The organism is Microbulbifer epialgicus (assembly GCF_041447265.1).
Lineage (GTDB): Bacteria > Pseudomonadota > Gammaproteobacteria > Pseudomonadales > Cellvibrionaceae > Microbulbifer > Microbulbifer epialgicus.
The window spans coordinates 175495-197567 of sequence record NZ_JBGMEK010000001.1 but is presented as its reverse complement, the minus strand read 5'-3'; the positions used below and the strand labels follow the sequence as shown (position 1 = coordinate 197567).

39 protein-coding genes are annotated in these 22073 nt (G+C 41.9%); 30 read left to right on the top strand and 9 right to left on the bottom strand.

The features are described 5' to 3' along the window. Complete coding sequence (locus ACCI49_RS01065; RefSeq protein WP_371837114.1) at positions 1 to 660, top strand: hypothetical protein; 660 nt, start codon at positions 1 to 3, stop codon at positions 658 to 660. Here ACCI49_RS01065 and ACCI49_RS01060 read toward each other — a convergent pair. Next, on the bottom strand, positions 648 to 2705 hold the full coding sequence (locus tag ACCI49_RS01060) for a response regulator (RefSeq protein WP_371837113.1): 2058 nt from the start codon (positions 2703 to 2705) through the stop codon (positions 648 to 650). The genes ACCI49_RS01065 and ACCI49_RS01060 overlap by 13 nt on opposite strands. Continuing rightward, positions 2702 to 3586: a hypothetical protein gene (locus ACCI49_RS01055; RefSeq protein WP_371837112.1), complete on the bottom strand. Its 885-nt coding sequence runs from the start codon at positions 3584 to 3586 to the stop codon at positions 2702 to 2704. The genes ACCI49_RS01060 and ACCI49_RS01055 overlap by 4 nt, the downstream gene beginning before the upstream one ends. Positions 3587 to 3912: 326 nt before the next feature. On the opposite strand from ACCI49_RS01055, the gene ACCI49_RS01050 reads away from it, so the two are divergent. The 29 genes from ACCI49_RS01050 to ACCI49_RS00910 all read left to right on the top strand — a co-directional run bounded on the left by ACCI49_RS01050 (position 3913) and on the right by ACCI49_RS00910 (position 15991). Next, a complete protein-coding gene (locus ACCI49_RS01050; protein ID WP_371837111.1) occupies positions 3913 to 4500 on the top strand; it encodes a hypothetical protein in 588 nt (195 codons plus the stop codon). A 255-nt stretch (positions 4501 to 4755) separates the two neighbouring features. Beyond that, entirely contained in the window at positions 4756 to 5244 is a 489-nt protein-coding gene (locus ACCI49_RS01045; protein ID WP_371837110.1) for a helix-turn-helix domain-containing protein, read from the top strand. Positions 5245 to 5917: 673 nt separating this feature from the next. Continuing rightward, on the top strand, positions 5918 to 6118 hold the full coding sequence (locus tag ACCI49_RS01040) for a hypothetical protein (protein ID WP_371837109.1): 201 nt from the start codon (positions 5918 to 5920) through the stop codon (positions 6116 to 6118). Between the two features lie 192 nt (positions 6119 to 6310). Continuing rightward, a complete protein-coding gene (locus ACCI49_RS01035) occupies positions 6311 to 6544 on the top strand; it encodes a hypothetical protein (protein ID WP_371837108.1) in 234 nt (77 codons plus the stop codon). A gap of 9 nt (positions 6545 to 6553) precedes the next feature. Next, a complete protein-coding gene (locus ACCI49_RS01030; RefSeq protein ID WP_371837107.1) occupies positions 6554 to 6790 on the top strand; it encodes a hypothetical protein in 237 nt (78 codons plus the stop codon). A 9-nt stretch (positions 6791 to 6799) separates the two neighbouring features. Further along, entirely contained in the window at positions 6800 to 7072 is a 273-nt protein-coding gene (locus ACCI49_RS01025; RefSeq protein ID WP_371837106.1) for a hypothetical protein, read from the top strand. A gap of 24 nt (positions 7073 to 7096) precedes the next feature. Then, positions 7097 to 7555, top strand: a complete 459-nt coding sequence (locus ACCI49_RS01020) for a hypothetical protein (protein WP_371837105.1) — start codon at positions 7097 to 7099, stop codon at positions 7553 to 7555. Between the two features lie 12 nt (positions 7556 to 7567). Continuing rightward, on the top strand, positions 7568 to 7867 hold the full coding sequence (locus ACCI49_RS01015; RefSeq protein ID WP_371837104.1) for a hypothetical protein: 300 nt from the start codon (positions 7568 to 7570) through the stop codon (positions 7865 to 7867). Positions 7868 to 8056: 189 nt separating this feature from the next. Continuing rightward, a complete protein-coding gene (locus ACCI49_RS01010; RefSeq protein ID WP_371837103.1) occupies positions 8057 to 8323 on the top strand; it encodes a hypothetical protein in 267 nt (88 codons plus the stop codon). Positions 8324 to 8333: 10 nt separating this feature from the next. Beyond that, positions 8334 to 8822 carry a hypothetical protein gene (locus tag ACCI49_RS01005; RefSeq protein ID WP_371837102.1) on the top strand — a complete coding sequence of 163 codons (489 nt, stop codon included), beginning with the start codon at positions 8334 to 8336 and terminating at the stop codon, positions 8820 to 8822. A gap of 16 nt (positions 8823 to 8838) precedes the next feature. Next, positions 8839 to 9018 carry a hypothetical protein gene (locus tag ACCI49_RS01000; protein ID WP_371837101.1) on the top strand — a complete coding sequence of 60 codons (180 nt, stop codon included), beginning with the start codon at positions 8839 to 8841 and terminating at the stop codon, positions 9016 to 9018. Between the two features lie 59 nt (positions 9019 to 9077). Next, complete coding sequence (locus ACCI49_RS00995; protein ID WP_371837100.1) at positions 9078 to 9506, top strand: hypothetical protein; 429 nt, start codon at positions 9078 to 9080, stop codon at positions 9504 to 9506. Positions 9507 to 9712: 206 nt separating this feature from the next. Then, positions 9713 to 9868, top strand: a complete 156-nt coding sequence (locus ACCI49_RS00990; protein WP_371837099.1) for a ribosome modulation factor — start codon at positions 9713 to 9715, stop codon at positions 9866 to 9868. 17 nt (positions 9869 to 9885) lie between these two features. After that, positions 9886 to 10095 (top strand): hypothetical protein, encoded by a 210-nt coding sequence (locus tag ACCI49_RS00985; RefSeq protein ID WP_371837098.1) that lies wholly within the window; start codon positions 9886 to 9888, stop codon positions 10093 to 10095. A 528-nt stretch (positions 10096 to 10623) separates the two neighbouring features. Then, on the top strand, positions 10624 to 10767 hold the full coding sequence (locus ACCI49_RS00980; protein ID WP_371837097.1) for a hypothetical protein: 144 nt from the start codon (positions 10624 to 10626) through the stop codon (positions 10765 to 10767). 9 nt (positions 10768 to 10776) lie between these two features. Continuing rightward, on the top strand, positions 10777 to 10947 hold the full coding sequence (locus ACCI49_RS00975; RefSeq protein ID WP_371837096.1) for a hypothetical protein: 171 nt from the start codon (positions 10777 to 10779) through the stop codon (positions 10945 to 10947). 67 nt (positions 10948 to 11014) lie between these two features. After that, a complete protein-coding gene (locus ACCI49_RS00970; protein ID WP_371837095.1) occupies positions 11015 to 11293 on the top strand; it encodes a hypothetical protein in 279 nt (92 codons plus the stop codon). After that, positions 11259 to 11723 carry a hypothetical protein gene (locus ACCI49_RS00965; RefSeq protein WP_371837094.1) on the top strand — a complete coding sequence of 155 codons (465 nt, stop codon included), beginning with the start codon at positions 11259 to 11261 and terminating at the stop codon, positions 11721 to 11723. The genes ACCI49_RS00970 and ACCI49_RS00965 overlap by 35 nt, the downstream gene beginning before the upstream one ends. A 403-nt stretch (positions 11724 to 12126) precedes the next feature. After that, positions 12127 to 12651, top strand: coding sequence for a hypothetical protein (locus tag ACCI49_RS00960; protein ID WP_371837092.1), 525 nt, complete (start codon positions 12127 to 12129; stop codon positions 12649 to 12651). A 15-nt stretch (positions 12652 to 12666) separates the two neighbouring features. Next, a complete protein-coding gene (locus ACCI49_RS00955) occupies positions 12667 to 13065 on the top strand; it encodes a hypothetical protein (RefSeq protein WP_371837091.1) in 399 nt (132 codons plus the stop codon). 25 nt (positions 13066 to 13090) lie between these two features. Continuing rightward, positions 13091 to 13240, top strand: a complete 150-nt coding sequence (locus ACCI49_RS00950) for a hypothetical protein (RefSeq protein ID WP_371837090.1) — start codon at positions 13091 to 13093, stop codon at positions 13238 to 13240. Between the two features lie 7 nt (positions 13241 to 13247). Beyond that, positions 13248 to 14018, top strand: coding sequence for an excalibur calcium-binding domain-containing protein (locus tag ACCI49_RS00945; RefSeq protein WP_371837089.1), 771 nt, complete (start codon positions 13248 to 13250; stop codon positions 14016 to 14018). Beyond that, the gene (locus ACCI49_RS00940) at positions 14011 to 14271 is read left to right on the top strand and encodes a hypothetical protein (protein WP_371837088.1); all 261 of its coding nucleotides are present in this window, start codon (positions 14011 to 14013) and stop codon (positions 14269 to 14271) included. Before ACCI49_RS00945 ends, ACCI49_RS00940 begins: the two co-directional genes overlap by 8 nt. A gap of 18 nt (positions 14272 to 14289) precedes the next feature. Next, positions 14290 to 14499, top strand: coding sequence for a hypothetical protein (locus tag ACCI49_RS00935; protein WP_371837087.1), 210 nt, complete (start codon positions 14290 to 14292; stop codon positions 14497 to 14499). A 12-nt stretch (positions 14500 to 14511) separates the two neighbouring features. After that, positions 14512 to 14742 (top strand): hypothetical protein, encoded by a 231-nt coding sequence (locus ACCI49_RS00930; protein ID WP_371837086.1) that lies wholly within the window; start codon positions 14512 to 14514, stop codon positions 14740 to 14742. 64 nt (positions 14743 to 14806) lie between these two features. Then, entirely contained in the window at positions 14807 to 15151 is a 345-nt protein-coding gene (locus ACCI49_RS00925) for a hypothetical protein (protein WP_371837085.1), read from the top strand. 9 nt (positions 15152 to 15160) lie between these two features. After that, positions 15161 to 15385, top strand: coding sequence for a hypothetical protein (locus ACCI49_RS00920; protein WP_371837084.1), 225 nt, complete (start codon positions 15161 to 15163; stop codon positions 15383 to 15385). Positions 15386 to 15392: 7 nt separating this feature from the next. Continuing rightward, complete coding sequence (locus ACCI49_RS00915) at positions 15393 to 15674, top strand: hypothetical protein (protein WP_371837083.1); 282 nt, start codon at positions 15393 to 15395, stop codon at positions 15672 to 15674. A gap of 8 nt (positions 15675 to 15682) precedes the next feature. After that, positions 15683 to 15991, top strand: coding sequence for a hypothetical protein (locus ACCI49_RS00910; protein ID WP_371837082.1), 309 nt, complete (start codon positions 15683 to 15685; stop codon positions 15989 to 15991). A 476-nt stretch (positions 15992 to 16467) separates the two neighbouring features. On the opposite strand, the gene ACCI49_RS00905 is transcribed toward ACCI49_RS00910, so the two are convergent. From ACCI49_RS00905 to ACCI49_RS00875, 7 genes are all read right to left on the bottom strand, one after another. Beyond that, positions 16468 to 17736 (bottom strand): hypothetical protein, encoded by a 1269-nt coding sequence (locus ACCI49_RS00905; RefSeq protein ID WP_371837081.1) that lies wholly within the window; start codon positions 17734 to 17736, stop codon positions 16468 to 16470. 474 nt (positions 17737 to 18210) lie between these two features. Then, on the bottom strand, positions 18211 to 19425 hold the full coding sequence (locus ACCI49_RS00900) for a helix-turn-helix domain-containing protein (RefSeq protein WP_371837080.1): 1215 nt from the start codon (positions 19423 to 19425) through the stop codon (positions 18211 to 18213). A gap of 88 nt (positions 19426 to 19513) precedes the next feature. Further along, entirely contained in the window at positions 19514 to 19711 is a 198-nt protein-coding gene (locus tag ACCI49_RS00895; protein ID WP_371837079.1) for a hypothetical protein, read from the bottom strand. Positions 19712 to 19886: 175 nt separating this feature from the next. Further along, positions 19887 to 20288, bottom strand: a complete 402-nt coding sequence (locus tag ACCI49_RS00890; protein WP_371837078.1) for a hypothetical protein — start codon at positions 20286 to 20288, stop codon at positions 19887 to 19889. A 15-nt stretch (positions 20289 to 20303) separates the two neighbouring features. After that, the gene (locus ACCI49_RS00885; protein ID WP_371837077.1) at positions 20304 to 20624 is read right to left on the bottom strand and encodes a hypothetical protein; all 321 of its coding nucleotides are present in this window, start codon (positions 20622 to 20624) and stop codon (positions 20304 to 20306) included. 17 nt (positions 20625 to 20641) lie between these two features. Continuing rightward, positions 20642 to 20845, bottom strand: coding sequence for a hypothetical protein (locus ACCI49_RS00880; RefSeq protein ID WP_371837076.1), 204 nt, complete (start codon positions 20843 to 20845; stop codon positions 20642 to 20644). Positions 20846 to 21320: 475 nt separating this feature from the next. Continuing rightward, positions 21321 to 21701 (bottom strand): hypothetical protein, encoded by a 381-nt coding sequence (locus tag ACCI49_RS00875; protein ID WP_371837075.1) that lies wholly within the window; start codon positions 21699 to 21701, stop codon positions 21321 to 21323. Positions 21702 to 22073 lie beyond the last annotated feature (372 nt).

Sequence of the window (22073 nt, the reverse complement as noted above, 5' to 3'; positions counted from 1 at the left end):
ATGAATCGTCGCTTTTTAACTTCAAACGAAAAATCATTCCAGGCGATGATGAAGAATGACTTGAAATTCATAAAATCTAAGAAAAACAAAGACACATACACATTACAGCTTTCTCTTGAAGAGCAAGCAATTGCACAAGTATTTGCAAAGTCTTTGGGGGTGAATCTTGATGTTTATGTTGCCACCTTGATGGAGGCAGAGCTTTTAAGAATGACTAACATAAAAAAGCGTCGCGCGACATTTGAGGATTTGAATGAGTTTTATCGTGAGGTTGTAATTACCAATCAAAAAACGGAAAAAGAGTTAGAAGGATTAGTTGCTAACTATCAGCCTATAGCTTTATCACACCTGAAAAATGAGGAGCTCATAAAGCATGCTAGAACTCGTTTAGGGTTACGATATAATAACTACAAAGCTTTCAAGCTTGCTAGCTTTGATGGTAAACCGTCCATAGAAATTATTTTTTACTTAGATCAGATGTCTTCTTCAACTGACTATCGTCAGGCTTGGCTAGGCATAAAAGGTACTTCTTTAAAATATCTGTCATTTAGTAACATTAAAGATCTATGTGAATATCTGCAGCAAATTACACTATGCGCAAACTTATATGACATGCATTATATGGATTTAGGTCCACGAGGACTCCGTCAAGCTCGGTGATTCCGAGAATTATAGCGATCGATCCTATCTATTATGAATCGAAAAGTGGATCTTGTATAAGGTTTTGTTAAAAACTCATCATAACCCGCATTAAAGCATCGCTCTCTATTACGAGTGGAGGCATCTGCCGTGAGAGCAAATATTGGAATATGGCCAGAGTCTTCTTCTTTTTCCCACTGCCTAATTTTACGGACAAAGTCATAACCATTCATCTTGGGCATATAACAATCGACGATCAAACCATCGAAATGATGAGATTTGTAACGTTCGATACCTTCTTGTCCATTTTGTGCAAGAATTAAGTCAATCCCAGCTATTTTACAAAAGCTGGAAAAAAGTTGTCGATTCATGGCCGAATCCTCAACATATAGAATAGATAAACGCTTTTCTACGCTATTTTTTATCTCATAAGGGATAATGTCTTTAGCAGAGGACACTGGAAGCTTTAAATTGAAGTAAAATCGAGATCCTACACCTAATTCAGAATGTTCAAGGTTAAGCTCTCCCTTTATGCGTTCAGCAATCTTATGAGCAATTGTTAATCCGGTGCCTAGGCCTGAGTATTGTTTGTCAGATGGCTTTTCACCAATATGGAAAAGTTTAAATATTGATTCTTTTTCGTTGTCGCTAATTCCTACTCCAGTATCCGATATAACAAAATGTAGATTTACATTTCCCTTTTGAATGGAAACCTCAACTGTAATTGAGACTGTCCCTTGTTCGGTAAATCTAATGGCGTTTTCTAATAAGCTATTAACAACTTGGCTAATCCTAACCCAATCACCCTTCACATATAGTGGAGAGTCTATTTCTAATCCTTTAATCTCAAATTGATAGTCCAGACCTTTTGAGGTTGCATTTTCATAATGTGACCGAAAAAGAATATCTAGAGAATCGTAAAGTAGGAATGTAGTCGGTCGTAGCAATATCTCCTGATGCATATCTTGAATAGAGGTCAATAAATCATCTACCATTATTGTCAGATCTTTTGAGCTGGTTTTTGAAATACCAAGGCTACTAATAGCGTCTTTTAGCTCGGTTCGAATGGCGATTAATTGAGAGAACTGTTCTGGTGTGACGGAATTATTTAATTCCATGAGTTTGTGTTGTGCGCACAAAATAAATTGCTCAACAAGGTCAACCCCGGACACAACACCTGCTAATGGATGACGCATTTCGTGAGTCACATTTGCTACAAAAATATCTTTTTGAGCGTTTGCCCTGTCAGCTTCTTCACGCGCTTCAGTGGCAATTTTTACTTGGTGTTCAAGCTCTAATGCGCGCTGCTTAAGTGTTAGATTGGCTTCTCTAATTTGTCGAGTTTGATCAATTTGAGTTCTTGCAACACGTTTTAATGCTTGCTGGACACGTGTGAATTCATCATCTCCCTTGTCATTTCTTTGTATCCAGTCCAGATTTCCCTTCTCAAACTCCAAAATATTATTAAGAATCGAGGAAAGAGGATTGTTAAAGCTTTGGTATAGAGCATAAAAAAGTGGAGAGCATATTAAAATAATAATAAATAGTATTGCTAAATCTCCAATAGCAGCTTGCCATGAATCTTCCTCGACAATTGCCTGGTCCACAAAGAACTTTAGGTTCCCAATTTGTTCAGCATCACCTTTACTTACGCCATCGTTAAAGTCAATTTCATCGAAACTGGGAATGATAGGTTTGTGGAATATTTTGTGTTCGTAAACAGCAACATTTGTACGAGGAGATATGTCACCTACTTGAGCAAAAATAGTGTTATCTACATCATATACAATTACTCCATTTACCGCTGTATCTGAAATCAGACTATGGAGTACTTCTTCTAGATCCTTCTTTAGGCCGCGACTAATAAATTGCGCTGAAGTTTTACCTACAGCACTTTTTACAACTGACCTAAGCTCAACACTTCGAGCATTAGAAATGCCTTGTATATGAGAAAATGATAAGGCAGTAGAAAATAGGTAGTACACAATACCTGGAATAAAGAACATCAAAAGTAATCGTTTCTTGATCGAAACATGGCTTCTTAGGTAGCGGATAAGGGCTTTCATGTATCACCCCCTTCCGAAACAATTTGCGTAATTCTTTTGTGAACCGACTTTTCGTTAACAAAGGTCAAATCGAGGGAGCGGAGAATGTACTTATTAAGGGCGACCTCAAACAATTCGGTATAGTGAGGCGGGTCAATAGGCTGTTCGTTATTAATTCTATTGACTTGTTGATAAATTGAGTGGGCTATATTGTCTACTGAAGAATAAGTAGTGGCCGCGCCACCATTTTTCACAAGCCCTCGACTATATCCGATAACTCCCTGACGATTAATGTCATAACTGGAAAGTAAAAGTTTCTCTAATGAAATTTGATCAAAAAGCTCCTGATCTTTTAATAAAAGCAAAGTCTTGGCACTGTTCGTAGCTCTAATGAAGTTTGAGGTGGATTTCACATCACTTAGGTTCACGATATTCAATTTAACATCAAGCTCTTTTGAGGCTTCCTCATATTGTGAAACATACGTGCCAACCTTTAAGGAGCTTATAAGAACAGATGTTGCAGAGGTTCCATATAGAGCTTTTACTAATGCTACCTGCTTTAGTGGGTCTGGATCTGAATAAATTGCACTTATGTGCCGACCTCTGATTCTTGGTGTTTGCTCTATGATTGACTCAAAAGAAGATTTGGATACAAAGACAGCAAGCACGGGTGCATTTCCGGGCCCAGCTAAGACATCTCTCAGGGCCTCTGGCCCTATTGCTACAACTAAGTTGTTGTAATCACTGAGGGCACCAGCTGCAGTAGTTGGGATTGACTCTATCGGTCTTTTTAGATAAGTCGTGGTACTTGCTTTTAACCTACTTGATATCTTTCGCGCGTGATCGCCAAAGGATTTTGGCTCGGCAAAGAAGACTTCTACCGCCCAAGCGGGAAGTGGCATAAGTGTACAAATTGAAAATATTAGCAATGTTAAAGCCGGCCGAAGGGGCTTTCTTCGCACCAGCCATAAGAACCTTGAAAGCAACACGAATGCCTGTAACCGTATGAAATATATAGAAATTATTGCTGTTGTGAGTCTTGATAATCGATACTTGACCTTTTAAATGATATCGAATGCTCTTCATGCCGAAGGAAATAATTAACAGATGTAGAAAATTTATTATAATCTATCACAGAAAAGGATTTTTTCGAAAATAGATTACAGATGGTTAATTATTGATCAGCTGATGCAGAAATGTAGTAGTCAGCTGAGAGTAGGGTGATTAGATGAGCGTGAGCGATAAAGTCGTCGTATTGGAGCTTAAGCGGGAGTTTCAGGCATCTCCTGGGGTGGAGATAGCAGAAATACACGCTGGCTTTTCTCGTCGCTTGAATTATCTGATCGAAATTAGTGACATTGACGCGCCGTCTATGAATGATGGACGTATAACATTCATAGCAGAAATACTAGATGTAAGCCGGCCGGCAGTGACTGATTGGCTCTCAAAAAACAAGCCACCGAAGGAGACCAATCTTTTCGAAGTGGTTGGTTACTTCTTAAAGCATATTGAGGGTGGTGACGATATTTTACCTGCAAGGGTGGTATCGTGGTTGAGGTATGGGGAGGAAGTTTCCCCTTGCCCCTTTCAGGTTGAGTATGAAGATCAAACACACAAAGAGCTCATGCCCTTAGCTGCAAGTATTATTGTGAGTGAAGCCAAATCAATGGGGTTAGGTGCTACTAGTTACGACTTAGGAAAGGTTCTTCCAAAAACAGTTTCCACGCTGGCTGATTTTGAGCTTCGCACTATAGAAGATGTACAAGATGTACACCGGCAGATCATCCAGCAACATATTCAGAACCACTCTCGTTAAGTTTTGCTAAGCGCTAGAGTCTTCATTGTTTCCTTTGGTGACTCTATAGTGCGCAGCTTCGGCGTAGAAAAAAGTTTCCTTTTCTCTTTAAAATCCTATTGACACATACTAATGTGCGCTTAGAATGCTTTTAAGCATAGAAAAAAACTACGCGACGAAGAAAAAATCTACAGGTTGTTTGGTAGGTTATGAAATATAACCCCATGGTATGAAGGTATCTTTTCTTAAACAACTTAAGCAGTATGGAGACAGGCTATGAGTGTCGGGAGTGACAATTCAGGTAGTAATGTACAAGTTGCAGCACGCGGTGATTTCAGAAAATTGGCTTTACTGGCAGCTATCAGTCGTATTCCTCAACCTACGGAGAGGGATATTACCGAGGCTACGAACATCCCTAAACGCTGTGTGCACTCAACGATCAAGTCCTTGGCCAAGCTAAATGTTGTGATTAGTAGAGATGGTGGGCGAAGGTACGGACACTACGCAATTGCCGATGAAGGGGCATATAATATTGAAAAAATACCTACTGTCCTGAAAGAAAACTTTCCCGAAGCTTTCCAAAAGATCGAAGATTGGGCCTCTAGGAAAGAGGAGGGGACTGCCTTAGTTGAATTAAACTCAAAGTCCGACTCAAAGTCCGACTCAAAGTCCGACTCAAATATTACGGAATTTCGAAAGCCCCAAGCTATCCCTACCCCCCCCGTGACACAAGGTGGAGGTGTAAATGCCCTCAATCAAGGGTAGTTGGCTTTAGGCCTTATCCCACTACAAAGTATTTAGACCGATACTGACAGTTAAGTTATAAGTCAGACATGGTTATCTTGTGCCAAATATATCAATAGCTCATCATTTTTTTTGTAAATAGCCACCAGATGCTTTAATCCTTAAGTAGGTGGCTTCCTCACTTAAGATCCATCGCCTATCGAATATATTGATTCGATCAGTAATTTCTCATTTTCAGAAAATAGCATTCCCATGACCCCCCGAATTTAGTAGCTTTGAGGTGAACCGACCTTGTCTGATCGTCCAATAATATCACAAAGCCGGTCATTCCTGATTTGTGATATTCGGTAAATCGTCTAAAGAAAGAAATTATTTCAGGTTCTGGCAGGGCTCAAATCGTTGAATCACCGCAAAAGCGCGAAGCCCCGGCTCGGGAGCTGATCAAGCAGGCAGGCGTTCGCTAGCTACCCTAATGGACAGGAAGGGATGCTCTCTGCACTTGATACAACAGGCCCTGAGACACTCCTCACCTGATATGACGTTGATTTACATAGAGGCCTGGGAGAGGCGGATATCTGAAGCTCTTAGGATGACTCTTAGTACGATTAAGCTGCCTAAAGTGGATTGAGATTTAGCTTGAGCCAAATAACCGTAGCGTTATACTTTAGGTTGTGATTTCAGTAGAGGTATTAATGTGAAAAAGTTACCCATCAAAGACATGATAGACCGGCATTATAGTGGCGACCGCAACCTGGTAGCTAGTTGTGCGGGAGTATCGAAGGTACAGCAGGTCAACAACTGGGTATCCAAAGGGCGAGAAGTAGTTGAGCTGAAAGATGGCGGTTTTGCTCTTCTATCCGATAAGGTAATAATCATCAAAACACCAAGCGAATAACGATTGCACCATATAACCGTAGCGTTATAATCAATTGTATCTTTACTACAGGGTGCAGCGATGACAAAGCAGCTGATAAAACTAGCGAAAAAGTGAAATAACTCGTCAACAGATTGTGATTTTTGAAATTGGACTCGAATAAGGCAGTTGCTCGCTACAAAGCACTTGGGATAGCCGAATAAGGATTGGAATATGACTGAGAAGAATGAAACTCTGGACCCAGAACAAAAAGCTAAATGGGATGCTGGTGTGGCTGCCGCTAAGCAGGCAATGGCAGAGTCAGACAGACCAATTATGTTAATGGATGAAATGCCTGGGGTGGGATTGGAGCCAGATATAGAGGCGATGGGCTGGAATTCTGTCTGGGCCTCCGAAGAAAACAGTGCTCGCTGGACAGCATCTAGCCAGAACACTGATAAGGTTTAAGGTAGGAATATGAACATAAGAACTGTAGAGGATATTTTCGAAGATAACTGGGATGGATTTCATGATGCGATTGTGCAATCTTTAGATATAGCGCCCTCCAAAGCACAGGCAGTAGAACTCTTTAGCCAGCTACCCGAACATCTCCGGGAAAAAGCATTCCAGTGGGGACTTAGTGATTCTGAAGTTCGGGACGAATCTTATCAGGCTATTAAAGAGCTTGGATTGACTATTAATACGGATGCCTGAGGTGGGAATATGAAATTTACTGTAGAGCAATATGACACAGCAATATCTGCATTACAGGAAGCTAAAAAGCAGCTTATAGAAGGTACTCAAGATAAGGGTTGTGGCATCTGTGGAGATTGTTGTCATCCTGACTCGTGTGGCCACAACCCTTTATATGCCCAATATCTATGTAATTTGGTCTCGGATCAGTCAAAAGAATTACACAACACTCTGCATTACCTGGGAGGATTTGATCGCTTTATGGGGGAGAGTGTCGGGGTAGCAAGGGTCATTAAGCCATAGAGCTAACAAGAGGATCATAGGAAGATGGATAACAACACTGCTGAAATTTCTGAAGTCATAAATCAAATGAGCAGATGGCCCTTTGCATTTATGGTTGCAATGATGGCTATGGCCATTTTGTTTATGCAAGGTGTCTGGAGCACTATAGCCGGGCTGTATTTCCCATATGCCTATGAGGTCATTGTCTTCCCCTCTGTTGTGTATGTTGTCTACCAGCTATATGTAGCTTCACGAAGTCTACAGGCCAATACACACAAAATGATTGCATTGTTGGCGTCATTTGTTGGTCTATTTTTACCAGCTTTCTACCTCTATGCCTCTGGTCAAGTCGATTTACACGGGATGGTTTTTTCTGATTACTCCTCTGAATTGAATCACATGCCGGGAGCATCTTTTTTGCCTTTCTTTTTCCTTGCAGTTCTTCTGTCTCCAATAAAGACAGCAAGCATTGATCAGCGGCAAGGCACAGGGGGCGGCGAGTAGCCGTATTGGAATATGTTGAGTTGGATCTTAACGAGAATTAAGACGGCCCAGGAAGGTGATCGCTTGTCATCGGACAGCATTGATTCTGCAATTTCCGAGATAGAGAAGCATGGGATGAAAGCCCATTTCTATCTGGCTGGTTTAGGTAACCGAGAAAATAAAGAGCTTTCCTACGCGCTGGATACGTTAGTGGCTGCGGGCTTCATTATCACCGATTCTCAAGGCTCTTTAGTTGGTGGAGTCGCCACAAAAAATCTGAGTAGCGAAGAGTTGATCCAGCAGCGCAGAGCAACATTTAAGATCGTTAAATAGGGAGTTATAGGAATATGGATAAAGAGTTGATTAAAAAAGCGATAGCCTTTGGGTATGAGCTGGGGTGCCGTGCGACTGAAGGTGCATACCAGGATGATGCAAAAACCGTAGCTGAATAAGAGATAGAAGAGTTCCTGGAAAGCATTACTGAAGGGTGATGGTAATGAAACAAAGGGAAGTGATGAGAATATGGAATTTTATTTCTATTTAACAATTGCCCTGCTAGTAACAATGCCATTGTTGCGAGTGGGCTGCGCGAAAAACGGTATAAACAAAGTAGCAGCTACCGCCGCTATCGCCACCTCGACTATATGCTGGATTGCAATCGTCTGGCATTGGTTTCCTGCATCGAATATCTATGTTGCGGCGGCTGGAGTAATTGTGATCTTTGAACTTGGACTACTACTATCGAATAAAGCAGTTGCTCGCTACAAAGCACTTGGAATTGCCGAATAAGGATTGGAATATGAATTTATATTTAAAAACAATAATCTTGATTAGCTTTGCAATTCTTATTGGGTGCGAATCAGATTTGAGGAAAGAGGACAAAAAACGGATCGATACGCTTAATGACAATCTTGCGCAGGTTAGTGAAAAGTTAAACAACATAGATAATGCGAAGTCGGTGGATTCCTCTGTTGAGAAGAAACCACCAATCTACGTACAGCCAAGATTCGAATCTGACATCGATCGCGCCTTGCATGAGCTTGAAGTCCGAAAAGGTTTTACTCATCTCAAAATTTACCCATTAGGCAATGGCAACTACAAGGTTGAGGCAATCACACGGAACCGCGTTGCGGCTGTAAAAGAAATATCTTTGCCAGCGAGTATCGCTGAGAGGGCTGGGGCTGCTAGAGGATATCAGGTAGAGATTAGGCGATTGATCAATCAGAGTGAGCGTGGTGCCGAAAAGGAGCTTGTCGTTGAGGTAGTGCGTTCGATTCTACAAGGATGAGTTGGGGTATTGGAATATGGATATTGCAAATAATTTAGGGCGGATTTGTATCTTAGCTCTGTTTCTATTGTTTGGAGTTGGGTTAATCGAAGCTGTAATAGGCCCTATTGGAGACTGGAAGTATCTATATCAGGCTATTGTGATAACGGTCTGGTTGTATTGGGATGCTAAGAAGGGCAATGAAGAAGCACTTTAAATTGGCCGATTCAGATCTTTCAGGTAGGGACAGTAAGTAAAAATAGGAGTAATGGAAAGGTGAATTATTCACGTTTAATTTTTAGTATATTTTTTGGTGTTCTTTTTGGAGTGCTGGGTTTCCAAGTTTATGAAGAAAAAACCTATAAAGGGATGTGGCAGCAATTTGGGTTGATGGAGATGGTCCCAGCTCTTGCCTTGCAAACCTTTAGTAATCCTCGCTTTTACGTGCTTCATGTTAGGGAATATAGCGATGGAGAAGATTTATTTACTGTGCTTGTGGATTGTAAAGAGGATACTGATTCCTGCGCTTTTTATCAAAGTGGAAGGGAAATGGGTACTACCTATACAGGTAATGGCTATGCGGTTATAAGAACCATTGATGGTGAAATACGAATCTTTGCGGAGGGCTTCTATAAAAATCCTAAAAACTTCGTCACTTCGCTGAAGGACAACATTGATAATATTGATAGAGCTTTAGAGGGGTAGTTGAACACAAGCACCAGTGAGGCGCGGTGATTTGGGTTAAGCAGTACTAGAAGGAATTATTGGAAGATGAGCACAGCCACAAAAACATACTTAGTCATTATCGGTTTGGCGGTAGCAATTATTGTTGGTCTTTTAATTCACTCCTATTTAGGCCCTTGTGAGCCTATATGGGGAACGGTAATTAACTCATGTGACTAGGTGGTAATATGGCTTACGAAGATGAAGAGGAAGTAAATGAAATTTACCAGGATGGTTATCGAGCGGCATTAAATGGTATATCAGAATACAAGAATCCATATACTGGAATAGCTGCTGAGTTCTGGTCAGATGGTCACGCGGACGGAATAGAAGATTCTAAATAAAAGGGCTAGGTGGAAATATGAAAATAAAAACCATTATAGTATCAATACTAATTTTGTTACCAGGTATTTGCTTTTCTTCGGAGGAAAAATTACTGTGCGACACTCTGGGAGCTGATAGATGTAGTAAGCTACTTTTACAGTCGTTTGAAGCTTTAGAGCAGGTTAGGAAGCAAAGAGAAAGTTTGATTGGTGTGCTGAAACGAGATGGCTATAATAAAAAACTATAAGTCAAATTGAAAGTCTAATAGCGGAACAGGATGCACTTCACTCCGAGCTTTTTATTCTTTTGTCTGGTCTTGATTATCAGTCGGTAACAAAAACACCTTTATAAATAGCTGTCTTTAAATATGGACTCAATTCCAATAATCGAAAAAGATTCTGGGAGTAAAGACCAGTTTCGTTCATAAAGTCAGGGAATGATAAGTCAATATACGTCTTATTCTCAGGGTGAAGTGATTGCTGAATTAGTGCCTGAATTGTGGTGCGATGAGAACCTTTTGCTAGTTCATCAAATCAACGTATCAACACCAGGGAGGAAGCAAGAGACAGCTATTATCAGGTGGCTCGTAAAGCAGTCCTCACAACTCATTCATCCTGTCCATGTTATAAGCGGTGGTATGCCTTTTTGGATGAAGCTAAAAGAGATATGACCAGACAGAATTGCCAGCTCGGATTTAAAGTGCAGTGAATACAATGAATTACTAGCGTTGAGGTAGTGCGTTCGATTCTACAAGGATGAGTTGGAGTATTGGAATATGTTGACCAGTAGAAAGAAAGCTCAGGCAGACAAAGAGGCTGCATTAATTGAGGGCAGGGATTCTTACATAGCATCGCTGCAAGCGTGGCTTAAAAGATATGCTGAATTAATCGATAAGCGTAAGATTATTTGTGAAGACTAAGGTTGGAACATGACAGATACAAAGCCAGAGCGGCCTGATGATATTATGGAGTCAGCAAAGCGCGATGCCGCTGATAATCCAGGAACTGAAATCGTTGCTAATCTCAACGAAAAGGAAGTCTTTAAGGTTACTTATGATTCCACAAACGACCAGTTCAACTGTGCTAGGATGCTAAAGTAAGGACTTTGGTATTTCTTGGATTGCTTTGGCAATCTCACTCAATATCTGATTATCGCTAGGTGGGAACATGAATAAAAAAATTTACCTTTCTGTATTAATCACATGGGTGATATCCGGTTGTTCCTCTGAGGAAACGGATCGCGAGCTCATTGAGGAGGCAGTGGAAAAAATTCCTTATACGGAACCGATGTTCATGCCAGTAAACGCTAATGGTGAAGAAACTATTCACTGCCTATCGAAGGCAATAGCGAAGAAAGTGGGTGATGAATATTACGTTATAGGTGTTCCTCTAGCAGATAGTGAAGGCAGATATGACTGCCGGAACTATGTTCCTGAGCAATCATAAAAGTCTTCCAGGTTGGAATATGAAAGTTTTATCTGTTTGTTTGGTTGCGATTCTATTAGTTGCATGTGACAAGGCTAATGAGGCCGGTAACTACATGGTTGAAAAGTACGAATTGGCTGACCAATACCCTGATACCCAAAGCGGTGTTTCTGAGGCAGTGGGTATATTTATGAGCAAACTAGTTATCCATAGTGGTGGCCCCGCTCCACTAATGTTTGCCCTTGAAGATGGAAGACGGTTATTGGCAGAAGTACGCCCTTACGGTAAATACAGTTTAGAGATCATCCCTATGTCCATTTATTGCAATGATATTGAATCGAAGGTTAATGGCGCAATAGGCAACGTTTTTTTGGACACAAGGGCAATTCCAGAGAAAGTTGTCTTTCAGATTTATTCCAATGAAAAATTCACCATCTGCGATTCAGAATAGGTATGGAAGATGTTTTTTTTCCTAAAAAATTTACATTATGTAAAGCTACATAAGTTAAATAGGCTGGGTTATCAGCTATTGCGAATTTCTCGGCTCCTTGTTTTAGGAGCCATTCTTCCTGCCTTAATGTCTATTTACGAAATGGCATTCAATCGACAGATTGATTCTGCTAAGTTCTTGCTCTTCCTTGGTATGATGATAGTCGCTCATCTGATAATAATTCTGGTAGACGAGTCAGAGTTTGAGATGCAGTGCCGAAATAACCGGCTAAAGGCTCTAGCTCGCTCTAAGGGGCTTAGTTGGTGCGATCTAGCTGAACAGGAAATTAAAGGTGCCAACAATTCATTAAAGCCTATTTGAGAATATTGGAATAACTATTAATACACATACCTGAGGTGGGAAGATGCAGTTTGAAAATATCAATAAGTATATCGAGGCTACCAGTAAGCACTTAGGTGTCGAAGATGAGCGCTATGGTGGCGGATATAGAGCAATTGTCGCGCACCGATGCTGGGTCGATTTCCTGTTTGACAAGCTTGAAGGTGATGACCTTGATGGCATACAAGTACAGCTGTTTTTTACTGAAAATCCATTATTCCCCGCTGCTTACGGCGGCACAGCCTCAGAGGCGCTAGAAAATCTCGATAAGAAACTTGGTGCACTATATAAATTTGAGCCGAAGGATGGTCCATATCGCTGGCGAGCTATTCCTAGATATAGCCTGAAGGCACAACACGATTGCGAGCCCGGTGAAGAGCAGACTTATTACGACGTGGATTGGGATGATGTTGTTTCTGATCTTCGTACTTCCAGCCGCTACTTCTACGAAGACTCGAAAGAAAACTCAGGCCCTCGGGAAAAGCGAAACTTACATGCCCTTATAAATTATAGATATGAGGGTGATTTTAATCATCTTCAGAAGCTATAGGGAGAGCATTGGAATATGGCGATAAATGAAAGTGCACACGTAAACGCCCCTGATAAATACAGAATTGGTCATCATTATGATATTGGTGATCGTTTTGTATTCTTTACTTTTGATGACTCGAATATTAGTGCAGTAGAGCTTGCTGTATATCTTCAATTTAAAGCTGAAGAGCTATTCGATAGTAGTATTTGCCTCGACAACTTAATTGTTGTGAAATTCCTTACTCTATTTGGCGCAAAAGAAATCTCTCAAAAAGTGGTAAATTTCAAAGAAATCGATATGCACCATGATAGGGAAGAGCGATGTGGGGATTGGTATAACAGTTCATATAAAGCCTTTGATCAAGAATTTGGAGGTCAGGCAGAAACCTTTCTGAAGCAAAGTAGAGATACATTGGAAGGGTATGAATCATAGTTTTAAATACTAAATAAGGAGACCATTGGAAGATGAAGGTGCGCAAAAAACACTTAAAGGATTTTTTCTTTATGCTGGCAGGAGCAGTTTTTACAGCCATTTGTATAGCGTTGCCGGCTGTTTCGCTGGCTACGGCTTTCGAGAAGTGGCGCTTCGAGTAATGAAAAACGGGTAATGGGAATATGAATAAAACAACATTACAAGAAATAGCAGGCACAAAACGTTTCTCAATATTTATTTGCCTTTTCTTCTTCACCACCTCATCAGCTTCAGCGCAAGAAAACTGGAGAGGGCTTGTTGTTGAGCCTGAAAACAGATGTTCTCCCTATGATAAGAAAGCTCAGTATCCATACCCACAAAGTGTCGAAGACGAAGTCGTAATCAAAATGGGGGGAAATGTTTACGGTCCATATACTGGTCGATATTTTGTTTCTGATACTGAAACAGATATAGAGCACATTGTTGCAGCTTCGGAGGGCCATGATAGTGGATTATGTTCAGCGTCGGCAGAGAAAAGAGCGCAGTTCGCTACGGACCCTTTGAATCTTACTTTGGCCGCTCCCGAAATAAATCGGTGTGGAGCCAATGGGAAATGCGGGCTAGATGCTGCTGAATGGATGCCAGAAAGGAATAAATGTTGGTTTGCAAACCGGATCGTTGAAATCAAGGTTAAATATAATCTAAGTGTCAATCGAAGCGAAGCCGATGCTTTAGAGAAGGTGCTAGTTAGTTGTGAAAGCTTTGAAATGATCTTCTTTCCGAGATCAGTTCAGGGTGTGATCGAAGCATCAATAACAAATCAAGGGAATGTTCTTGCGATGTATGACGATAATGACAATGGCCGAATCACTTGTGCGGAGGCGCGTGCTCACGGCCTGGCCCCGGTAACGCGAGAACATCCCGCCTATGAGTTTATGAATGATAGTGATGGTGATGGCGTTGTATGTGAATAATGAGTTATTCAGAGGAATAGGTAAGAATATGCGTATATATAGGAAAGGAATATTGTTGATATTGGCTGTTTTCTTTGCGTTGGGGACTGTATACCTTGGAAAAGACTTTACCTTCTGGGAAGAAAGCCAGTCAAACATGTTGCTTGCAATTACAGGCGGCCTTTTAACCATTGCATATAGACTTGCATTGGGTGCCTTTGTAAAAGAAAGACTTGATACGGAAAACCACACGGCCAGAAGCTACGAGGTATAGAAAGGAGATCATGGGAAGATGCTGGAAGCAAAGTTAACGGCCCATGTAGCTCTTGATAAAGATCGCTATGTAATATCTGCGTGCGCTGATGATGCACCAGATATAGGGGCATTTATCTCAAAGCATGTTAGTGCTGGGGATGCGATTTACAAAGTACCTAAGCAAGTGGCCAGGGAAGTGCTTTATACAACAGTTCCTGTTGATTGGCCAAATTGCTTAACGGCATAGGGAGATTGAAAGGTGTCATCAATAATTGCGTTAGTTCAGTTTCTTGTGGTTATCGGGGTTATATTTTTAGGCATGGCAATGGTTGGCGTTACATTTCAAGGTCAATCTCAAGTAACTAATGATTTTGCAAGTTTCGGTGGTTACTGTTTTCTGCTGGCATTTGTAATTATAGCAATTGTGACTATTTCAATTACTATGTACCAAAGCTGTTCTTCTATCTCCAATAAAGACAGCGAGCATTGATCAGCGGCAAGGCACAGAGGGCGGCGTGTGCCCCTAATAGATAGGTTTTGGGAGTGATTGGGATATGGAAAAACAAAAAGACAATACTTGGACATACGTGATAGTAGCTCTCCTTCTGGTCTCGGTGGCATTACTCTTCTCAGTTGAGGATGAGCTGAAATCTCAGAGAACCCCCGAACAAATAGCTGCTATTGAGCAACAGAAGAAGCTCGATGCAGAAGCTGCGGAATATATTGCTGATCAGCACGAAAAGGAAATTAATAAATGGCGGGATAAAGAGTGGACGGACTTATCGGCGCCCGATGAGTATATGATGAAGGCTATTTCACACGAGTATCATCTTTGGGTTTTATGTTTTTTGCTCATTGCGTCCGGTCCTATTGTAATGCGAAAGCTTAAAGGGTTTTAAGGTGGGAATATGGCAGAATTCTCAAAGGGCCAGAAAATACGAACAACGACCAAAGTTCGTGACAGTGAATCTGGTTATGTATTTGAATCGGGCACTGTTGGTGAGTTTTATAATAGCTGGACTGGCCCATATTGCTCTGTGTATTTCCAGTGTAAAGATGGCGATCCACTCGATAGCGGTGAAATGGAAGTTATGTGTAAGCTGACTGACATAGAACCTTACGAAGAGGCTTAGTTGGAGTATGAAAAAAGTCAGTAAAGCATCATTGGTTCTCTTTGCGTTCAGCAGTCTTTTTTTTCTGGGTCAGGGTATGACCAGCGCGTGGGGTATTTGGTTTGAAGGGGATACTTCTCTTCCTTATATCGGATATGAATTGATCTGGACTGACGATTCTCCTATGGGAGCAATGTTTGGAATTTTTTATTGGGTGTGTGCTGGCATTGCCGCTTTTTGTCTAAGAACAATTCCAGTCTTTGCTGGTATTGCATGGTTTACCTTTTGCAAAAACCGAAAATGGATATAGGAGGGAATATGTTTGGAAACAATAAGCGTGAGCACGAGTTAAACCTTGAGAAAGAGAAGACCAAACGGAGTCTGATTGATGCCTGTGCAGGGTATAAGCCAGTTCAGGTTACCACCGATAGTGGTGAAATTGCTCTAATTCAATTGGAAGGCATCAAATCAGTTCGACAAGAAAAAAAAGGGTGGTACTACGACGATCCTGATCGAAACACACTGTTAATCAAGTACCTAGATGCTTCATGGGAACGGCTTGATATGACTGTAGAAAGGTTTTGTGATCAAACTGGTTACGATAAAGAAGGCGTGATTGGAGTATGAAAATTGTAAGAATATTGGCAATGATTGCGGCAGCCATAGGCGTTGAGGTTGGTATAGACGGTTGGTTAAAAGCCAAGTTGGAAACTATAATATAAGTATGTGACTGTTGTTAAAAATGAAAATTTTTCAAAAGAATCATAAGCTTTAAAAATTTCCTATATTCGACAATATCGGAAATAACGGGGCGTTTTTGGAACATTTTGCTAATTTATTGCCAATTTGTGTAATTATTTTCCAGGTAAGCACTTAAATTTGGAACCTTTCACTCAAGCTGTAGCCTAGTAACCTTTTTGTATTTCAGTATTTCTGGTCGCACAAGTTAAGTACTTAATTTTGCCAACTAAAGTACTTAATTCCCAACTAAAACACTTAATCGTGCGACCATTCACTCAAGTTAAATACTTAATTTCCAATAGTAGACGCTATTGGCATTTTTATAGAATGGTCTTATATTCCGTGCATAGAACTTCCCCGACCTATGTCCCCCCTATTTCTCTCGATTTTGTTAAATAGCCATTAAGGCGTAAAGAAGTAATGATATCCGCTGCTTTGGCATGTTCGTAGGCCATCGTCAAGCTGTCACGGGAGGCATCAGTGATCCAGGGCGCGTTAAGTAGACTGGGAATGTCACCGATCCAGTCGCAGAATACCCGGAAGTCCAAGGGGCCGTTTCCCTCAGCTTTGAAATCATCCACAATCCCCGCCATGGCTTTGAGCAGCATTTCTCCCGCGATCTTTTCAGGTAGCGACCATTTATCAGCCTCCTCTTTAGCCATCACCCGAAGCAGGCTGATCACTTCGAGGCCGGAGGCACACTCGAAAGGATTCAAGCGGTCTGACAAAAACAATTTGCCCTCACTGGAGGGGCCGACTGTTAACTTGCTATAGTCATCCTCAGTCTGCGACATAAACATTTTGGCATTGGAATTGACCTCGATAGCTTCCCTTAAATTGCCTGCGGGATCACAAAGCTGTTTACCAAGTTCGTTATTGAAAAGCTCAGCGAAGACACGATCTGTGGGCCCTTCATCAATAACACAGATTTTAGGCTTCCACTCAGGAATGCGATATTGGTTCAGCCCTTTGAACAACTCGGTATCTCCTTTGCGGGATATGCGGAGAATCTCCATTTTAACGCCATTATCAGCCACAGCATTGGTTTGCAGAATTTGGATAAAGCTGCAAAAACGTTCCCAGTCGAATAATGGATCGTTTTCGTTGGGCCAGCTCGAATAGTCCAGAGTAACCACAATCGGCCCCGTTAGCGGCTCACCGTAATTGCGCTTGGGTGAATCTAAGAGCTCGGAGTACACTATTTGCCGCTCCCGGCCTTCAGCGAATACTTGCTTCCGAAAGTCCTGGTAAAACAGCGATTTAGTGAGGGTCGAAATGCTATTGTCGGAGGCCTCCCGAGCATCGATGACCAAATTTACACTGCCGGGATTGGCCGCGCTGTCGAGTGCGGCAGCCAGCAAATCAGGCTCAACAGGCACGGGTAGGTGCTTTCTCAATTCATGTCGAAGTCTGATTAGGTACTCTCTCATAGGGAAGATGGCTAGGGTTCTGCTTGACTCGGCGTTGACCTCGTTAAGCGAACCATAGCCCAGAGGCTTTACAAAGGCGTCGTAAAGCCTGATTCCTCGAATACGTTCACCGGTCAGGGATTGGAGCTCTTTTGAAAAGCGTATGGCGAGTTGTTTGATTTCTTCTGCTGCCACAGCAGACACAGGTATGCGTAAAGGCATGCCGTAATCCTCGATTCAGTTAATGATGATGGGTGCCGCTCGCATCATCGAACTGTGATTACAGGCGATGGACTGGTGTTATAGATTCGGATTTGTTTTCCACGCGGCAGGAAGGACGCCGACACGCCTAACCTGTTTAACTATACAGTAGTTTGTGGTGGTGTCAACGCTGTTATGGGCACTGGGCGTTTCCGGTTAGATTACGCGGGATAGAATTCGGGGCTTTAAGCGTCAGAACGAAAAACGTCGACTTCGCTGATACCGCCGTTGCTGCTGTACTTATCGGAATTGCTTGAGGCTATATCAATTGGCTTGAGAATGTTGCGCGAAAGTAGGAAGACCATTCACTTAGTAATAGTATCAGATTTAAGGGAGGATAAGGTTCTCTACCCTTCTTGACTGCTGTAGCACTGGAGGCCTGACTATTTCAGTAATTCTTACTCACTCGGGACAAAGCCGTCAACATACTTAAAACTAATTCCTGAACAACAGAATTTCGGCCGATTTTGATTCAGCCCTCTTCGTGTTTTTTTGATTCTGCTTTAGCCCGATCGGCACCACCCTATCCTCTGTAGAAGGCTGCGCGGCAAAGAACCCTTCTGGAAGGTTACACAGCATTTCAATCATCTCTGGTGACAACCCAATTTGAGAAACCAGCGCATCACGATCGAAGACAGCATTCTCTAACAAGAGGTGTACTCCACGCATCATCAATTTTGGTCGCTCGAATTCAACCGCATCATCACCCGGTTCACTTCTGCTCCATTTGCGGGAAGCACGCCCTTTCCACAGTCGCAACTCCAGAGATTCATTTACTAGCGAAAGATCGCTACATCGCGCAATCATTGCCGCAACTGACACTTTCCAGCGTGGTTTGAGCGAAATCAGGTTGTCCAGAGTTGGCCAGGCCACCTCCTGTGAAAATTTCTCTGAAGGGAGGAGGAAGGCTCTGGCAAAGCGGTGTGCCTGTTCTTCCAGGCGCTTGTGATACGTCCCCTTGGTGTACTTGCGCTCTGAAATTTGCGAATGCAACACAATATGTCCCAACTCGTGCGCCGCATCCAAACGGTTGCGGATCGCATTCGCCTTATCCTCTGCGATCAATACATAGGGACGACCATCCATCATAGACACATGAGAAACCCCATTCAGCTTTACATCACCCAATGTAGCACGGCTACAGATAATACCTGCATTCTCCATCACCTGAAGGACATCCGGCACGGGAGACGTTCCCAGGCTCCATCTTTCACGACACAGGAGTGCCATATCTTCTATATCATCGTCACTTATCAGACGACAGTCATCTGTCTCCAGCATAGGAATATTGAGTGTCGGCCAGTCCATCGCATCCTGAAAAAAATTGGAGATTTCTTGCAGCCACGTCAGGTACATCTTAGATCTTTCACGCACCTGCTTATAGGCAGCAGCCTCGTTGCGAAAAAAGTAAGGGCGTGGATTCTCCAGCGCTATAGGCGCCCTTTTCAGAAACCAAAGGCGGGAAACACCGAAGGTGCGGCACAAGAGCCCTAGCGACTCCGTATCTGGTAGCTGAGTGCCATTTTCCCAGTTCTTCAAGATGCTCGAAGGGAGGCCAACGCGCTTTCCCAGCTCTATCAGAGTTAAGCTGTGGGCGGCTCGCAACTGCTTTAGACGTGCCCGTTGGAAACCCTTAACATAAGTTTTCATTTAATTTAAACTCATCAAGCGCTATCATATTACTGTATTCCACTGACTTGATTTTCTTTGCATTTTCTACCCAATTCCAAGAACCTTGCTATTCAATAACATCATGCTTAGAGCTGCTACCCTTGAGTAAAAATATTCCGCTGAGAAGTGCTGCTAGTGCAAGAATCGGAGTGATAACAGTTTCCGTCTCCAAAGGATAATCCTTTTCAAACGGAAAATTACTTAATCCATGTGCCGTGAGAAAAAATCCCACAGCGATCAAAACTAATGCAAGTACTTTTTTCATATCCCTACCTTAGAAATCCTGAGCTTTTCTGTATCTTTTGATTGGATTAGCGATGGTTGTAGACCATGATAATTTGCCTGTGCTTGAGCTTATAACGATGAGCAACGAATAAGAGAAATATCGCCCCCCAAAAGACTGAAAATACTTTTGCCACTTCCATATTCCTATGATCTCCTTATTTAATAATCTGCTCTATAGATACAATTTTCCCATCTCGATACCTAAGTAAAGATTCCATTTTGGCATCACCACATTGGTCATCGATGTTTAATGCTATTTTCCTTGAATCTATAATCTGTCTTTGTGAAGACGTACCATTTTCACAAAAAAGAGTAATAGTACACGCATCTATTATGAGCCGTTTATCTCCTGCTGAATCATAATTACATTGTGGAGAATCATTAAATAGTTCGGACGTATCAACTACGGGTGTAAGGGCTGTGGCGGGGGAGCTTGAACTCATATCAAGCTTATTTCTTATCATCTGTGATTCTGGTGACTCTTTTGCCATGTAAAAAGCAACAAGGGACGCACCTAGAGCTACCATCAACATGGTAATCATCTTAATTTTTTGCATATTCCTACCTAACCCTTATTTTTCTTCAACAGTGGCAAGATGAGGTTTTTTGGGGACATCAGACACAACAGTATGACCAAAGGTCGTCATAAGCGGGACTCCTGCGGCCTTTAGATCAGTCACAGTGATGACCTTGCCAGATTTCATCACCGGCATATCTAGGAAGCCGTTGTCTTCAGACCAAAACCGAGCAGATACTAGGTGAAGAAGATCCATATCAAGCTCACCATCTGGATACAGAATAAACTCTAGCTGCCATCCAGCAGGGATCTCGGGCCATTGATAATCTGGCCTCACTGCCTGTGACAAGCGCCCAATAATCTCTTCTGTTTCCATATTCCAATACTTAGTATTTATCCCTTTACCATATCAGTGGCTAAATAGTTTTTGTCATCTTCCCATGAACTCCTTTCTCTTAGCTCCAGGGTGCATCGGGTGAAACTGAAAATCCAGCTTACGATATAATTAGTCGCAATCAAGGCAGTTGTAAGTATCAAAGTACCTGTGACCGCCAGTACGGGTATTCCTTTCTTAAGCCCCCACTTATCCTTTGCCATATTCTCACAATTCCTTAACAGGTTCATCTATCCACTTCGCCACGGATAACCATTCAACTTCGTCGTCGGTTACACATATCAAGCCATCAACCGGACTAGATGAAGATACGCACAACGATCTATTATCTAGCCCTCCCCCTCCGAACAAACACAATTAAACTAGCCATAACTATTAAACATACAAGTGTCGAAAAAACCACATCAATAAAAAAATTATCATATGTTTCACTGAACACTTCATTATTGAGCACCCTTACAATTATATTGGCTATAAAGATGTTCAAAATTTCCTGGATAGATATATTTTTTCCCATTTTACCTTATTACTTTGAAGACGCTAAGGAGCTAATAACATTGCTGATACCAGCAGACGGCACAATGTAAGTCGTAACTGCTTCGCGTGTATGGCGCGGAGGGGTGCCGGTCGGCATTTGAATTTTTTGGTTTCTGATATCTTCAATTTTACCTTTGCCAGCTATACTGCCTGGACCTGAGCGGCCTTCAGTGCCGCGACGTAGTGGAAACCTTCGTTATCTGTAGCTATTAGTCCAGCATTATCGTCCTTTTCCATGAAACTATTCGCCTCGCCTTGACATTGAGTAACAAGCTTGACGTCGAAATATTCCCTATCGGAGCAAATATAAAATCCTGTGCTTGAAACCCCTTTTATCGATGAAGAGGAGCGTTCTTTTCTGGGATACTGCTTTGCCATTACAGAGCGGCCGTTGAGTTCAGAAACCGTTACTAAACCTTCTCTGCGGTCTGTCGGCCGCTCCCCGAACCTCACCACGCTATGAAGTTTACCCATACTCTTCACATACAGGGACATCCATTCATTGTTAAATTTTAATTTCACCGTTATTTATCTTTTTATTCACTGCTTCCATATACAGATTAGGTGCAACGCGAATACCAACACTAGGCCACAGCATAAAACTATATTCACGTGGGCCCAAGCCTAAATCATATATGACCGAATTTCGGTTTTTGCGCTTCTTGTTCATGCCTATACACTAACACATCGCAAGCTATAACAATTAAATATTGGGGCGATATAACCTACTCCTTTACCTGAAATGGCTAGATTGGAGTTCCTCAACCAAGCTGCTAGAAGCTACTGCTGTACTGGCGGACAATACTGCATTTTCTCATTTTAACTTATCAGATAATAAAATTGATTTTAACTAAAGATTCTCCGATCTTATTTTGTCGGCCAGTAAATGTGACA

What these genes read in the sequence shown, in the direction of transcription:
- ACCI49_RS00895 (WP_371837079.1), bottom strand. Translation starts at nt 19,711, where the DNA reads ATGAAAAAAGTACTTGCATTAGTTTTGATCGCTGTGGGATTTTTTCTC.
- ACCI49_RS00885 (WP_371837077.1), bottom strand. Translation starts at nt 20,624, where the DNA reads ATGGAAACAGAAGAGATTATTGGGCGCTTGTCACAGGCAGTGAGGCCA.
- ACCI49_RS01060 (WP_371837113.1), bottom strand. Translation starts at nt 2,705, where the DNA reads ATGAAAGCCCTTATCCGCTACCTAAGAAGCCATGTTTCGATCAAGAAA.
- ACCI49_RS01065 (WP_371837114.1), top strand. Translation starts at nt 1, where the DNA reads ATGAATCGTCGCTTTTTAACTTCAAACGAAAAATCATTCCAGGCGATG.
- ACCI49_RS00880 (WP_371837076.1), bottom strand. Translation starts at nt 20,845, where the DNA reads ATGGCAAAGGATAAGTGGGGGCTTAAGAAAGGAATACCCGTACTGGCG.
- ACCI49_RS00910 (WP_371837082.1), top strand. Translation starts at nt 15,683, where the DNA reads ATGTTTGGAAACAATAAGCGTGAGCACGAGTTAAACCTTGAGAAAGAG.
- ACCI49_RS00960 (WP_371837092.1), top strand. Translation starts at nt 12,127, where the DNA reads ATGCAGTTTGAAAATATCAATAAGTATATCGAGGCTACCAGTAAGCAC.
- ACCI49_RS00920 (WP_371837084.1), top strand. Translation starts at nt 15,161, where the DNA reads ATGGCAGAATTCTCAAAGGGCCAGAAAATACGAACAACGACCAAAGTT.
- ACCI49_RS00955 (WP_371837091.1), top strand. Translation starts at nt 12,667, where the DNA reads ATGGCGATAAATGAAAGTGCACACGTAAACGCCCCTGATAAATACAGA.
- ACCI49_RS01055 (WP_371837112.1), bottom strand. Translation starts at nt 3,586, where the DNA reads ATGCCACTTCCCGCTTGGGCGGTAGAAGTCTTCTTTGCCGAGCCAAAA.
- ACCI49_RS01005 (WP_371837102.1), top strand. Translation starts at nt 8,334, where the DNA reads ATGAATTTATATTTAAAAACAATAATCTTGATTAGCTTTGCAATTCTT.
- ACCI49_RS01010 (WP_371837103.1), top strand. Translation starts at nt 8,057, where the DNA reads ATGGAATTTTATTTCTATTTAACAATTGCCCTGCTAGTAACAATGCCA.
- ACCI49_RS01045 (WP_371837110.1), top strand. Translation starts at nt 4,756, where the DNA reads ATGAGTGTCGGGAGTGACAATTCAGGTAGTAATGTACAAGTTGCAGCA.
- ACCI49_RS01050 (WP_371837111.1), top strand. Translation starts at nt 3,913, where the DNA reads ATGAGCGTGAGCGATAAAGTCGTCGTATTGGAGCTTAAGCGGGAGTTT.
- ACCI49_RS01035 (WP_371837108.1), top strand. Translation starts at nt 6,311, where the DNA reads ATGACTGAGAAGAATGAAACTCTGGACCCAGAACAAAAAGCTAAATGG.
- ACCI49_RS00975 (WP_371837096.1), top strand. Translation starts at nt 10,777, where the DNA reads ATGACAGATACAAAGCCAGAGCGGCCTGATGATATTATGGAGTCAGCA.
- ACCI49_RS00905 (WP_371837081.1), bottom strand. Translation starts at nt 17,736, where the DNA reads ATGCCTTTACGCATACCTGTGTCTGCTGTGGCAGCAGAAGAAATCAAA.
- ACCI49_RS01000 (WP_371837101.1), top strand. Translation starts at nt 8,839, where the DNA reads ATGGATATTGCAAATAATTTAGGGCGGATTTGTATCTTAGCTCTGTTT.
- ACCI49_RS00915 (WP_371837083.1), top strand. Translation starts at nt 15,393, where the DNA reads ATGAAAAAAGTCAGTAAAGCATCATTGGTTCTCTTTGCGTTCAGCAGT.
- ACCI49_RS01030 (WP_371837107.1), top strand. Translation starts at nt 6,554, where the DNA reads ATGAACATAAGAACTGTAGAGGATATTTTCGAAGATAACTGGGATGGA.
- ACCI49_RS00970 (WP_371837095.1), top strand. Translation starts at nt 11,015, where the DNA reads ATGAATAAAAAAATTTACCTTTCTGTATTAATCACATGGGTGATATCC.
- ACCI49_RS00990 (WP_371837099.1), top strand. Translation starts at nt 9,713, where the DNA reads ATGGCTTACGAAGATGAAGAGGAAGTAAATGAAATTTACCAGGATGGT.
- ACCI49_RS01015 (WP_371837104.1), top strand. Translation starts at nt 7,568, where the DNA reads ATGTTGAGTTGGATCTTAACGAGAATTAAGACGGCCCAGGAAGGTGAT.
- ACCI49_RS00985 (WP_371837098.1), top strand. Translation starts at nt 9,886, where the DNA reads ATGAAAATAAAAACCATTATAGTATCAATACTAATTTTGTTACCAGGT.
- ACCI49_RS00925 (WP_371837085.1), top strand. Translation starts at nt 14,807, where the DNA reads ATGGAAAAACAAAAAGACAATACTTGGACATACGTGATAGTAGCTCTC.
- ACCI49_RS00965 (WP_371837094.1), top strand. Translation starts at nt 11,259, where the DNA reads ATGACTGCCGGAACTATGTTCCTGAGCAATCATAAAAGTCTTCCAGGT.
- ACCI49_RS00900 (WP_371837080.1), bottom strand. Translation starts at nt 19,425, where the DNA reads ATGAAAACTTATGTTAAGGGTTTCCAACGGGCACGTCTAAAGCAGTTG.
- ACCI49_RS01025 (WP_371837106.1), top strand. Translation starts at nt 6,800, where the DNA reads ATGAAATTTACTGTAGAGCAATATGACACAGCAATATCTGCATTACAG.
- ACCI49_RS01020 (WP_371837105.1), top strand. Translation starts at nt 7,097, where the DNA reads ATGGATAACAACACTGCTGAAATTTCTGAAGTCATAAATCAAATGAGC.
- ACCI49_RS00890 (WP_371837078.1), bottom strand. Translation starts at nt 20,288, where the DNA reads ATGCAAAAAATTAAGATGATTACCATGTTGATGGTAGCTCTAGGTGCG.
- ACCI49_RS00945 (WP_371837089.1), top strand. Translation starts at nt 13,248, where the DNA reads ATGAATAAAACAACATTACAAGAAATAGCAGGCACAAAACGTTTCTCA.
- ACCI49_RS00980 (WP_371837097.1), top strand. Translation starts at nt 10,624, where the DNA reads ATGTTGACCAGTAGAAAGAAAGCTCAGGCAGACAAAGAGGCTGCATTA.
- ACCI49_RS00935 (WP_371837087.1), top strand. Translation starts at nt 14,290, where the DNA reads ATGCTGGAAGCAAAGTTAACGGCCCATGTAGCTCTTGATAAAGATCGC.